The following is an 11,371-nucleotide window of genomic DNA, read 5'->3' as shown; positions in this document are numbered from 1 at the left end:
GTGCGTGAGATGCGTGAGATGCGTGAGATGCGTGAGATGCGTGAGATGCGTGAGATAAAGTGACCCCGCACCTAATAGATACGGGACAGATTTAGATAGAGCGGAAGAAGAGGGGACTAGCGTTTTAAATCAATGTAGATCTGCTCTACTTTGGTACGAGCCCAGTCGGTTTTACGCAAAAACTTTAGGCTAGATTTAATACTCGGGTCTTTTTTGAAACAGTTGATGTTGACCATGTAACTCAACTCTTCCCAACCGTAATGTTCAACCAATTCAGTCAGTAGCTTTTGAAGAGTGATACCGTGAAGTGGGTTATTTTCTTGTGTCATGAGATGTTCTCGCCATTTATTTGAGCTAAGTATACCAGTTTCGCTTTATGAATTATCAGACCATTTAAGTTCGTAATCGGTGTGGATAATCGACAATTCTTCTCTACCTGTATCACCAAACAATTTAACTTGAGCCTGCATCCATTCTTCGAATCGTTTTATCTTTTCTCGATGGAAGTAACCTGGAGGTGCACATAAAAAATAATTGTATTTAGGCTTCAGAGCGATATTACCGATTCGGACGAGTTTCTTTTCCTGCAAATAGCGATACACCAAGCTGTGCTTAACCAAGGCTACGCCCTGAACGGATAATGCACCCTCTAAAACAAAATGTGAGCCGTCAAATTGCAGTGACGAACGGCCTGCTTTCGCCCCAACAACGTCTAACCATAGATTCCAGTCCATATCAGGCCAACGGTCTTCAATTAACTCTGCTTTATGCAGATCGCTGATGTCATAGATTCCATATTTGTCTTGATAGATAGGATGGCAGACAGGGTAAACCACTTCGTCCATCAACCAACGTGATTCAATGTTTGGGTAGTTACCATGACCATATCGAACACAGACATCGACAGCCGAGTCTTCAAAGGTAACCAGTTTGTTGGTCGGTTCTATTAACATCGATAAATCTGGATGACGGTCGCGGAAGTCGCCAATTCTAGGTACTAACCAATGTTGTGCAAAAGAGGGCACGGTCGAAATCGACAATTGAGTGGGGTTGGGGTCTTGGTTTATTCGTCTTACTCCATCTTGAATATGAGCAAAGCCTTTCTTAGCTTGCAGGTAAAGCACTTCACCTTCATGAGTGAGTACTATTTTTCGGTGCTGACGAATAAACAGGTCTGCGCCTAACCATTCTTCAAGTTGGCGAATTTGTTGGCTGACTGCTGCAGCCGTGACAAATAGTTTTCTGCTGCAAGCTTAAAACTGCCTGTTTCAGCCGCAGTATAAAAATAGTATATCCCTTGGAAAGGTGGGGTGCGCTCTCTCACATTAGTTTTCCTTAACTGAATGCCAGTATCTATCGTTTGTCGATGTTGCTCTATTGGTCAATTATTGACCATAACAAAGCGAGAGATCAACAGGAGAAAGGTTATGGATACGATCACAGCAACCGCAAATACCAACCATTCATTTTTGTCATCATTATCAATTAAGAAATTCTATTCTAAATTAGGCATGTACTTTCAAAATCGTAGAACCAGAAAGCAGCTGTCTGAGCTACCAGAGTATTTGTTGAGAGATGTAGGGATTACACAGGAACAAGTTGATAAGGAACTGAAAAAATCGTTTTGGGAGTGAGTGGGAGTGTTAGGGGAGGGACTGGCTAATCTAAGGTTGAGCGTACTTTGCTGCCAAAAAAGGAGCCTTAATGGCTCCCTCTCTATTTTGGTTACTCTTCCCAAACTACCAATTTATCTTTCGGCCAGTTATGTCCGACTTCGTGGTACTTTTGTTCAAGTATATGTCGTTTGATCTTAAGAGTAGGAGTTAACACGCCATTCTCAATGCTCCATGGTTCCTTAATCATCAGTACACCCTTGATCTTCTCATGTGAGCCGAGCTGCTCGTTCATTTTCTCGATAACGCGCTTTGTCGTTCTCTCATAACGAGCTCGGTCAAAGTTGGGGAAGTCATGCGGTACCACCAGTAGGATTGGGCCTGGTAGACCAAGACCTATCAAACACATCATTTCTACGCGGCTGTACTCAAAGAGTTTATTTTCGATAGGCACAGGAGCAACGAACTTACCTTTAGCGGTTTTAAAGGTATCTTTCTTACGCCCGCGAATCGTTAGGTAACCTTCACTATCGATATCACCGATATCACCGGTATGAAGCCAACCATCGGAGTTAAAAGATTCTTGGGTTGCAATATCATTTTTGTAGTAACCAGAGAATAAGCCTTTGCCTCGAACTAGAATCTCTTCATCTTCAGCTATTTTGAGTTCGATCCCTGGACCTGCATTACCAACCGTACCAATTTTATCGGCTCTGAATGGGTAGTTGAGCGTGCTATAGGCGAAAGACTCTGTCATGCCCCATGCCTCGGTAATGTGCAAACCAACACTCTCATACCATGCCAGTAGAGCGGGTGATACTGGAGCTGAGCCACATCCAAGAACACGAGCTTGATCTAATCCTAAACCGTCAGCCAGCTTCTTCTTAATGATGTTGTTGATAAACGGAATCTTAAGTAAGAAGTTCAGTTTCTTCTGCGGCAATTTGTCTTGGATTCGCTGCTGGAACAGCGTCCATAAGCGAGGAACTGAAATAAACAGAGTAGGACGATGCATTTTCACATCATCAATAAACGTGTCTAAAGATTCAGGGAAAGCCGTGATCACGCCACCCATGACTGAAGAACCAAAGATGTAAACGCGTTCTGTAATATGAGCAAGTGGTAGGTAAGAAAACAGGCGATCGCCGGGTTGGATACCAATATGGTCGATCAGTCTTTGAACTGACCATGTAAAGGCGCCGTATGTAAGCATTGCCCCTTTGGGTAATCCAGAGGTGCCTGATGTATACACTAATGACATTAACTTGTCGTCGTGATGTTGAGGACGTTTGGTGGATGGTTCATGCGTATCGATCAGCTGTTCAAATGTGTGTTGGCATTTGGCAGCCGTATCGTATGGTAGAGAGATGCTGATTAAGCTCGGATTGTCATCCAGTACCTTTTGGGTAGCAGCAGGATCATCTAGCTTACCTGCAATCACTATTTTACTTTCACTGTGCTCAATACAGTATTGGATGGTATCTGCACCAGCTGTTGGAAAGATTGGGACGCTGACAAAATCTCCTAACATCATGGCAAGGTCGCAGATGAACCACTCTGCACAGTTTTTCGATACGAGAGCGACTCGATCGCCCGGTTGGGCGCCGAGCCCTTCTAGTGCTGACGCCAGTTTCAGTGCTTTGTCGGCTACTTCTTTATAAGTAAATTCGACAAATTGGCGGTTAATAATCTGTTTCAAATAGACTTCGTTTGGGCGTTCTTCTGCCCATTTTAAAATCATGTCATTGGGTGTAGGGAGAGCTGTTGCTTGTTCTTGGCTAAACTCGTTAGGCTGAATCATTGTCTAACTCCATGTTTTTCGCTAAGTTATTTTTGTTAAAATCATGTTAAATGTACCATGATTTTTTCTTTTAGGGAGTAAAATTAGCGTTTTCTGTTATCTGTGCAGGCACGCCTGTAACTTGCTGGGGTTACACCAGTCCTTTTCTTAAAAATTCTCGAAAAATACGACACATCCTTGTATCCACATTGATAGGCAATTACAGCAATTTTTGACTCGGTATCCGCCTCAATCAACTTTTTAGCTAGTAGAACTCTTTTGTCACAAACAAAGTCTCTAAAGCTTACCCCAAAGTGTAGATGAAACTTTTTCGAAAAGTAGGTTGTTGAACAATGGCACTTCTCGGCGATCTCCGTTTCTCTGATTTCTTTGTTTATGTTATCCATAACATAGTTAACAACCTCAGAAGTAAACAATTTGGTAGGCAGTTGATTGTTGTTATTTATGTCTCTGTCGAGATCGAAGTGAGGTTCGAAGATATGCTGTGTTTTACGCTTAAGTTCTTCGAATGTACTGGTCAGATGATTGCTGTTTGTTTCGATAATGAAAAATATATTCTTATGATTTCGAACGATATTAGGTAACTGGTCCGAGCAAATAATGACTATTCGCTTGTTCAAGTTTTCACAAATAGATAATGCCATTGTAAGTAGTTGAAGTTTATCCGGTCTATTCAAGATAAAAAATACCAGTCTGACATCTAAGTTACTGATTATAGATATATCTTGCTTATAATTTTCAATGGGGAAGTAGTGGTTTATTTTATTGATAATAACAGCGTTAAATTCACTGTCTTTATCTGATAATAAAGGTGTGACTACTTTCATATAAATACCAACTCTATTTCATATTCAACTTCGAGTTTAAAAATAGATAAATTAAGATGCGTAATAATTAGATTAGAAGTACCACAAAAAAGTGCAAGTAAATGGCAAGAAAATCCTAACCTAATATATCTCTCACCTCTAGATTTAGTTTACAGGTAAACAAAGCCTGATACGTAAATCAAGGAGAGGTTCTCATGGATAAGTTTTTGAATAATTGTAAAGAATTCATGAAAGATGAAGAAGGGTTGACTGTAATCGAGTATGTAATCGGTGCAGCTTTATTGGTATTAGGTTTAACAACCGTATTTTCTGGTTTAGGGACTACACTGGCAGCTAAACTTAATACAATCGTCAATGGTTTATGATCGAAAAGGAGTGAGACAGCAAAGAGGGCTGACTTCGGTTGCCTACATTATCGCTGCTGCGTTACTTGTCATTGCTATAGGATTGGTTTTTTCTGGGATGGCGACAGCCTTACTTAGCAAAATCCAGAGCATTTTTTCGAGTGTATGAATTGAATATATGATTAATGAGCCTTCAGTTTTTTGGGCGTTGCTAATTGCAGTTTCGGTATACGATGTTGAGAAACATCGTATACCAAACAAAATATTGATACTGTTTTTGTTTGTGTACTTTTTATCAATGTTTGACCGCAATTACACCTTTGATGTTTTTTTAATGTCCTTAGTTGGATTCGTGGTGTTTTTTTGTTTTGGATTACTCTTATATTTTTTAAGAGCTATGTCTGCAGGAGATGTGAAGCTATTAGGTATTGTAGGGATGTATCTTGGGTGGGGACAACTACTTGATGCATCGTACTTTATCTTACTTTCTGCTGGAGTGATCGGGACTTTCTACTTGCTATATAACTTTTCCAACTCGAACAGTCTTAGTATCAAAGGCTATTTTGAAAATAAGCTAATTGTGCTTGGTGGAGTAGCACCAGTATCAAATGAAAGTACTAGTTTGCACGCTAGGTATTCAAATAAGGTGACGATGCCTTTTGCACCCTCTGTTGTCATGGGATTAGCGATGTATAGCTACTTTACTTAAACCTGTTGTTGGTTAGCTTTGTGGAGAGGAATAATATATGGATATTATAGGGCGTACTGCTCCAACAACTTTGAAGCCTCAAATTTCAGCCCCGGCCGTTCCTACATCTATTGATATGTTGGGTGTTCCTGAAGTCGTTATTGAAAACCTCGTACTCAAGCATTTGTCTGCTTACCCTAAGTCGGATGTATTAGAACTCTCTAATTATATGTGTGTTGTCACCCATATTGTGGAAAGTGCTCTGGCCGTTTTAAGGAAGAAGTCGTTAATTGAGGTATTTCAGCCTACCTCAGATCTTTCTCTATCATCAGTATCCCATAGTCATGTCCGTTACTCCCTTTCTGAGAAAGGGCTGGAAGAAGCTGATCTTGCCTTTAAACGTGATGCTTATTTAGGCCCCGCACCTGTTTCACTTACCCAATATAGTGATGTTGTAAAGCAGCAAGACCTGAGAGCAGAGCTAGTGACTCGGCCACATGTCGAAGCAGCACTGGATGATGTATATGGTGTCGATAAAATGATTTCAGTGCTAGGGCCTGCAATCAATTCTGGACGTGCTTTGTTGTTATATGGGCACGCTGGTACTGGTAAAACATTTGTCGCGCGCCGTATTGTGAATGCTTTGCACACCTCTGTATTTATTCCTTATGCAGTCTATGCATTAGGTAACATTATCAAGGTGTTCTCGGCGCAACATCATAAACCGTTGGATAGTAACGGCAGCGATCAAAGCATTTCCCTCAAAGATCAGTACGACAAGCGTTGGCTTAATTGTGAAAGGCCAAATATCCAAGTTGGGGGTGAACTGACAATGGATATGCTTGAAGTTAATCATTCAGAAAATAGTCGAGTTTGGTTAGCACCAGTTCAAATGATGGCAAATAATGGGATTTTTGTCATTGATGATCTTGGTCGTCAGCCCATGCCGGTGGATGCGCTTCTTAACCGTTGGATTGTACCGATGGAGTACTCATTCGACTATTTGTCGCTGCCTAATGGTCAGCAGATAACGATGCCATTTGTATTAACCCTTGCCTTTTCTACCAATCTAAACCCCAAGAAAATAAGCGATCCTGCCTTTTTACGTCGTTTAGGTTACAAGATTGAATTCAAGCCACTTAATCAGCGAGATTATGAAGCTTTATGGATGAGCGTCGTTGCTGATAAAGAGGTCGAGCTTCAAGACGGATTTTTTGAGCGTTTGTCTCAAATGCACACGCTGCTTAAGGTGCCACTTTTCCCATGTTTACCGAAAGATCTCGTTGGTATAAGCAAAGATATTCTTTCGTTTGAGCAGCTACCACCTGTTATCACATTCGATATTCTTTCCATGGCATGGGAAGTTTATTTTACCTCTGATGGACACGAGGAAGAGAACAATGAATAAGAGTCAAGTTTTCCTACTGTTTTTACTGTCCGTAGTATTCGGCTTAGCGGCTGTATTTTTTGCTAAGCAGTGGATGGATGATCAAGTTCAGCCAACCGTTGAAGTTGAAACGGTCGAGCGTCACCCCGTTGTTGTCGCATCACAAGAAATTGAAGCCGGAACTATTATCGAGGAGCAGTTTTTAACCACCAGATTGATGGAAGTTGATTGGATTAATGAAAATAACTATTCGGGTAAAGCAGAGCTTATTGGCAAGGTTGTTGCGAATACTGTCTATGCGGGAGAGGTGCTTCACAAGTTACGATTTACTGTACCAGGAGAAGGGTCAACGCTTGCAGCTCTTATCCCTGAAAATAAACGTGCGGTAACGATACGTGTTGATGATGTTATTGGTGTGGCGGGTTTCTTATTACCGGGTAACAAGGTTGATATTCTCAATACCGTTTCTTACGGAAAAAATTCTGCAGCGACTCAAACAGTATTAAAAGACATTAAGGTTTTGGCTGTCGACCAAACGGCTAAAACGAAAGAAAACAGTCCGATTATTGTACGAGCGGTAACACTTGAGATGACGCCGAAAGAGGCAGAGAAACTTCTCACGGCTAAAAGCAAAGGCGATATTCAGCTGACTTTGAGAAACCCACATGAAGTTGAGAAAAAAGTGGTTCGTCGATATGTGCCTAGACCAAGTGTCACCATTATCAAAGGTACAGAAACATCTAATGTGCGCGTCAAGGATTGAGGTGAAATATGAGAATATTAATTGCGTGTGTTTTGAGCCTGATTTGTATTTCGACGGCCAGTGTTGCGGCGTTACAAACGGGAAAAACAGTCACGGTTCCACATCATAAATCTACGCATGTCGTGCTGTCGGGAAAAGCGGCGAAGGTTTCTCTTGGTGATCCTGAAGTTTTAGATATTGTAATTTTAAAATCAAATGAAGTGTTTTTAATTGGTAAAAAATTAGGTGCGACAAACCTAATGGCTTGGGATTCTCGAGGTCGGTTGATTGAGTCTATTAACATTGAGGTTACTCATGATCTTAATAGCCTTAAAGCTAAATTATATGAGTTCCTTCCTGATGAAACTATCGAAGTGCACAGTGCGCAGAACCGTCTATTATTGAGCGGTCAGGTCAGCAACCAACAACAAATGAATGTGGCGATGCGAATCGCAGAAACCTATTCGTCAGGGCAGGCTGCTGACGCATCAAAAGAAAGCGGAAGTGAACAAGCTGCAGCGACAGGTGTTATTAATTTAATGTCGATCGGAGGGGCTCAGCAGGTCATGTTAGAGGTGACGGTTGCTGAGGTTCAAAGAAGCTTGGTAAGAAAGTTTGATGCGAACTTCCATTTCTTCCAAACCAGTGGGTCTGACTTTTCTTGGGGGGCGTCTTCAGTCCCTGCCGGAGTGTTAGGTGCAACCCCAATTTTCAATATTCCTACCTCTACCGATTACGGCATTTTAGGTTCTTTCATTGATAGCAATACATTGTTTACTTTCGCATTGGACGTAGCAAAACAAAATGGTGTGGCAAAAGTCTTGGCTGAACCGAACTTAACCGCGCTAAGCGGTTCAAAGGCTGAGTTTTTAGCGGGGGGAGAATTTCCCATTCCGGTGCCTGACGAAGATGGTATTACCATTGAATATAAAGAATATGGTGTGGGTTTAAAGTTCATCCCAACGGTACTGAGTGACAAAAAAATCAACCTAAACTTAGCGGTTGATGTGAGTGAGATTGCCAATAGTAGCTCGTTAACGATTGATCCTGGTACCACCAATGCGACTTACTTTATCCCTCCAATTACCCGAAGAAGTGCATCGTCGACGCTTGAGTTAGCCGACGGTCAAACCATCGGTATTGCGGGGTTGTTGAGTGAGAATGTTAGGGACATCAGTAACAAGATGCCAGGCTTTGGCGATGTGCCGATTTTAGGTCAGCTTTTCAATAGCCAAGAGTATGTATCTGGTGAAACAGAGCTCGTTATTCTTGTTACTCCTCGACTCGCTAAACCTATTGACCGAACGAAAGTAACGTTACCAACTGATGCCTTTGTTGATCCTAATGATTTGGAATATTACTTGTTAGGCCGAAGCGCTTACATCGCTGAACCGTCTGAATCTGATTCAGAACAATCTCAAGCTTCACAGGATATATCACCGACCGATGGTGGTAGCGAAGGCTCATTTGGCCATGATTTATAAGGGGATAGATATGACTAAAATAATGATGATCTTTCTCGCAATGTTATTGGTTGGCTGTGCGAACGATGCTCGTTTAGGGCATTCGGTAGCACTAGTGAAAACAGAGCAAACGTATAACCCTAATGCGACCCAAGAGAATTTACTCGAAGTACCTGATGGTACAGGGGAGCGGATGCAGACTGGTTACGACAGATATGTTGGCAGAGGTGAAAATGATCTGTCCGGAAGTAGTAGCCAGATCTTAGAAGATTTTAACTAAATCTGGAGGTACTCATATGTTGTATCGAGTATCACAAAGCCCTAAAAAACAACAAGGCTTAGTTGCGGTGATGATTACTGCTGCTTTGCTGGTTTTTCTAGCTGTCTCAGCGCTAGCTATAGACATAAATCATATGGTCGTGAATAAAACGCGCTTACAAAATGCAGTCGACTCTGCAGCGTTGGCTGCCGCAACCATATTAGACAATAGTAAAGATAAAGACGCTGTAGACGCAGAAGTGGGTACGGCACTTAATGCCATGGCGGCTTCAACCGGGAACCAAGAAATTGATTTCTCTACCGCTTCTATAGGTATTGATTATTCCAATGATCCACAGGACTTTACTGGCAGCGCAACTTTTGGTGCAAATGATGATGTTTATGTGCGTGTTCGCGTAGATGCACTAGAAATGGACGAATTCTTTATTCAACTGTTTGGCCTTGAAAAAGTGGTATCGGCAAGTGCTGTCGCAGGACCGAGTTCAGGCCTAGCTTATAATAATGTTGTACCCATTGGAGTGTGTATTGGTGATGGTACTTCTGATAATGATGTTAATGAAGATGGTTATCATGACGAAACCGGTGAAGAGATAACCAATGTGTTCGGTTATGAAGTTGGAACCGTTCACGCCTTGAAGGTTGGAGACAGTAGCCTATCTGAAATGGGTAATGGTAATTATCACCTGCTGGACTTTGGTTCTGGTGGTAACACAATCAAAGAAGGCTTAGGTGGTAGTTATGATCAGCCAGTTAAAATTGGTGAAGATATAACAACCAAACCTGGCGGCACGGTTGGTCCAACAGGCGATGGCTTAAATACTCGTTTTGGTGATTATGGCGGTGGATTATCGGCATCTGATTACCCTTCAGATTATGTGACCACAGAACCTACCAATGAAATAACGATTGATGCCAATAACGGAGAGATCACTTTCGATGATAGCTACGATTACGCTCAATATAAGTTAGATACCAATGCCTGTATAGCAAGTGGCGGTGCTGGGTGCGCATCTAATGGTGTTGCTTGGCGTCGTATTTTACCTATACCTATGGTGGACTGCTCGGGTAAAAGTGGCGGCTCTACCGACTTTACAGTGAATAAAATTGGCTGCTTTTTCTTGTTGCAAAAAGCACCAACGAACAACTCAGGTACACCCGCCGTTTTTGGTGAGTTTATACATTCTTGCAGTGTTACTGGTGGCTCTAGTAGTAATCAGTCGACAACCGAAGGGGCTTACAGGATTGTTTTGTATAAGGATCCTGATAGCGGGGAGTCGTAATTATGACACTATCTAATAAACATCAACGTGGTTTTGCTGCTGTAGAGATGGTTATTGCTACCCCTGTGCTACTGTTTTTTTTGGGGTTGGTGATTGAGCTTGGCAATATTCTGATTCACTACAATGTTATCTCTAAATCTGTACAAAATGGCGCACGATATGCTGTTAGTGAGGTTTACGATACCAAAGGTGGCACTATTGCACCAACTTTGGAGATTCAAAATGTGGTGGTTTACGGTCAGAGCAGCGTGGGGACGGCAGTACTATCTACATTGACGACATCGGATGTAACAGTAACACCACCCTCTATTGACAGCTATGTGCGAGTCAGCGTGACATATGACTATGTGCCGTTGTTTCTGTCTATTCCTTTATCCGCCACAAGTTTTTCTATTCCGTTAAGTGTCACTTCGGTGATGAGGGTATTGTGATGAAAAGGCTTAAAAGACGAATCAAAGGGCTGGCCATTATTGAGTTCACTTTAGTCTCATCGTTAATTTTTCTACTGCTCTTTCTCATTTTAGCGTTGGGTGCCTATATATTTTCGCTGCAAATGGTCAGTGAGGCGACGAGGAAGGCCGCTAGATTAGCGACGGTATGCTACGTCCTTGATAGAGATAATATTGCGGGAATGGTGGTGAATGATATTCCTCTTGTTGGGTTTACTAATGCGAATTTAGAAGTGGCTTACTTAGACGCGAGCGGTAGTGAAATTACGTCTGGTTACGAGACTAATCCCGGATTTGGCACCATTAAATTTGTGCGTGCTAGGGCTACGGGTTATGGCATTCAGTTAATCAGTAACCTAAGCTTTCTAGGAAATAATGGATTTCTTGCAGCCCCTGCGTTTGAAACAATACTGCCAGCAGAAAGCTTAGGGGTGGTAAGGGCTGAAGCTGGCACAGACATCAAAAATCGGTGCCCATAAGCGGTTATTTAAAAGGAGA

13 protein-coding genes and 1 pseudogene are annotated in these 11,371 nt (G+C 42.0%); 10 read left to right on the top strand and 4 right to left on the bottom strand.

The genetic code is table 11. The annotated features are described in order from the left end of the window. Nucleotides 1–116: 116 nt before the first annotated feature. Nucleotides 117–329 carry a VF530 family DNA-binding protein gene (locus ACED45_RS00825; protein WP_017106559.1) on the bottom strand — a complete coding sequence of 71 codons (213 nt, stop codon included), beginning with the start codon at nt 327–329 and terminating at the stop codon, nt 117–119. A 45-nt stretch (nt 330–374) separates the two neighbouring features. Continuing rightward, nucleotides 375–1,324: pseudogene (locus tag ACED45_RS00820) on the bottom strand (LysR substrate-binding domain-containing protein). Nucleotides 1,325–1,427: 103 nt separating this feature from the next. Between ACED45_RS00820 and ACED45_RS00815 the strand changes: the two are divergent. Further along, a complete protein-coding gene (locus ACED45_RS00815) occupies nt 1,428–1,634 on the top strand; it encodes a DUF1127 domain-containing protein (RefSeq protein ID WP_102393184.1) in 207 nt (68 codons plus the stop codon). A gap of 91 nt (nt 1,635–1,725) precedes the next feature. On the opposite strand, the gene ACED45_RS00810 is transcribed toward ACED45_RS00815, so the two are convergent. Together ACED45_RS00810 and ACED45_RS00805 are read right to left on the bottom strand one after the other, a co-directional pair. Then, the gene (locus ACED45_RS00810; RefSeq protein WP_371713134.1) at nt 1,726–3,414 is read right to left on the bottom strand and encodes an AMP-binding protein; all 1,689 of its coding nucleotides are present in this window, start codon (nt 3,412–3,414) and stop codon (nt 1,726–1,728) included. Nucleotides 3,415–3,497: 83 nt separating this feature from the next. Beyond that, complete coding sequence (locus ACED45_RS00805) at nt 3,498–4,241, bottom strand: helix-turn-helix domain-containing protein (protein WP_048658138.1); 744 nt, start codon at nt 4,239–4,241, stop codon at nt 3,498–3,500. Nucleotides 4,242–4,435: 194 nt separating this feature from the next. On the opposite strand from ACED45_RS00805, the gene ACED45_RS00800 reads away from it, so the two are divergent. The 9 genes from ACED45_RS00800 to ACED45_RS00760 all read left to right on the top strand — a co-directional run bounded on the left by ACED45_RS00800 (nt 4,436) and on the right by ACED45_RS00760 (nt 11,352). Beyond that, nucleotides 4,436–4,606 (top strand): Flp family type IVb pilin, encoded by a 171-nt coding sequence (locus ACED45_RS00800; protein ID WP_004734461.1) that lies wholly within the window; start codon nt 4,436–4,438, stop codon nt 4,604–4,606. Between the two features lie 157 nt (nt 4,607–4,763). Further along, nucleotides 4,764–5,294, top strand: a complete 531-nt coding sequence (locus tag ACED45_RS00795; protein WP_048658136.1) for an A24 family peptidase — start codon at nt 4,764–4,766, stop codon at nt 5,292–5,294. 37 nt (nt 5,295–5,331) lie between these two features. Continuing rightward, nucleotides 5,332–6,681 carry an AAA family ATPase gene (locus ACED45_RS00790; RefSeq protein WP_371713133.1) on the top strand — a complete coding sequence of 450 codons (1,350 nt, stop codon included), beginning with the start codon at nt 5,332–5,334 and terminating at the stop codon, nt 6,679–6,681. Beyond that, complete coding sequence (gene cpaB, locus ACED45_RS00785; protein WP_371713132.1) at nt 6,674–7,423, top strand: Flp pilus assembly protein CpaB; 750 nt, start codon at nt 6,674–6,676, stop codon at nt 7,421–7,423. The genes ACED45_RS00790 and cpaB overlap by 8 nt, the downstream gene beginning before the upstream one ends. Nucleotides 7,424–7,431: 8 nt before the next feature. Then, complete coding sequence (locus ACED45_RS00780; RefSeq protein WP_048605622.1) at nt 7,432–8,886, top strand: type II and III secretion system protein family protein; 1,455 nt, start codon at nt 7,432–7,434, stop codon at nt 8,884–8,886. Continuing rightward, complete coding sequence (locus ACED45_RS00775) at nt 8,849–9,145, top strand: hypothetical protein (protein WP_170960817.1); 297 nt, start codon at nt 8,849–8,851, stop codon at nt 9,143–9,145. Before ACED45_RS00780 ends, ACED45_RS00775 begins: the two co-directional genes overlap by 38 nt. A gap of 16 nt (nt 9,146–9,161) precedes the next feature. Continuing rightward, nucleotides 9,162–10,424 carry a pilus assembly protein TadG-related protein gene (locus ACED45_RS00770; RefSeq protein WP_371713131.1) on the top strand — a complete coding sequence of 421 codons (1,263 nt, stop codon included), beginning with the start codon at nt 9,162–9,164 and terminating at the stop codon, nt 10,422–10,424. 2 nt (nt 10,425–10,426) lie between these two features. Then, nucleotides 10,427–10,855: a TadE/TadG family type IV pilus assembly protein gene (locus ACED45_RS00765; RefSeq protein WP_019824856.1), complete on the top strand. Its 429-nt coding sequence runs from the start codon at nt 10,427–10,429 to the stop codon at nt 10,853–10,855. Further along, complete coding sequence (locus ACED45_RS00760) at nt 10,855–11,352, top strand: TadE/TadG family type IV pilus assembly protein (protein ID WP_048658132.1); 498 nt, start codon at nt 10,855–10,857, stop codon at nt 11,350–11,352. The genes ACED45_RS00765 and ACED45_RS00760 overlap by 1 nt, the downstream gene beginning before the upstream one ends. The last annotated feature ends 19 nt before the right edge of the window (nt 11,353–11,371 follow it).

Origin of the sequence: Vibrio crassostreae (assembly GCF_041439375.1) — a bacterium.
Lineage (GTDB): Bacteria > Pseudomonadota > Gammaproteobacteria > Enterobacterales > Vibrionaceae > Vibrio > Vibrio crassostreae_D.
The sequence above is the reverse complement of the archived record's forward strand: the minus strand, read 5'-3'. Positions and strand labels throughout refer to the sequence as shown.

Coding starts and splice junctions, on each gene's coding strand:
- ACED45_RS00825 (WP_017106559.1), bottom strand. CDS start 329: ATGACACAAGAAAATAACCCACTTCACGGTATCACTCTTCAAAAGCTA.
- ACED45_RS00815 (WP_102393184.1), top strand. CDS start 1,428: ATGGATACGATCACAGCAACCGCAAATACCAACCATTCATTTTTGTCA.
- ACED45_RS00810 (WP_371713134.1), bottom strand. CDS start 3,414: ATGATTCAGCCTAACGAGTTTAGCCAAGAACAAGCAACAGCTCTCCCT.
- ACED45_RS00805 (WP_048658138.1), bottom strand. CDS start 4,241: ATGAAAGTAGTCACACCTTTATTATCAGATAAAGACAGTGAATTTAAC.
- ACED45_RS00800 (WP_004734461.1), top strand. CDS start 4,436: ATGGATAAGTTTTTGAATAATTGTAAAGAATTCATGAAAGATGAAGAA.
- ACED45_RS00795 (WP_048658136.1), top strand. CDS start 4,764: ATGATTAATGAGCCTTCAGTTTTTTGGGCGTTGCTAATTGCAGTTTCG.
- ACED45_RS00790 (WP_371713133.1), top strand. CDS start 5,332: ATGGATATTATAGGGCGTACTGCTCCAACAACTTTGAAGCCTCAAATT.
- cpaB (WP_371713132.1), top strand. CDS start 6,674: ATGAATAAGAGTCAAGTTTTCCTACTGTTTTTACTGTCCGTAGTATTC.
- ACED45_RS00780 (WP_048605622.1), top strand. CDS start 7,432: ATGAGAATATTAATTGCGTGTGTTTTGAGCCTGATTTGTATTTCGACG.
- ACED45_RS00775 (WP_170960817.1), top strand. CDS start 8,849: ATGGTGGTAGCGAAGGCTCATTTGGCCATGATTTATAAGGGGATAGAT.
- ACED45_RS00770 (WP_371713131.1), top strand. CDS start 9,162: ATGTTGTATCGAGTATCACAAAGCCCTAAAAAACAACAAGGCTTAGTT.
- ACED45_RS00765 (WP_019824856.1), top strand. CDS start 10,427: ATGACACTATCTAATAAACATCAACGTGGTTTTGCTGCTGTAGAGATG.
- ACED45_RS00760 (WP_048658132.1), top strand. CDS start 10,855: ATGAAAAGGCTTAAAAGACGAATCAAAGGGCTGGCCATTATTGAGTTC.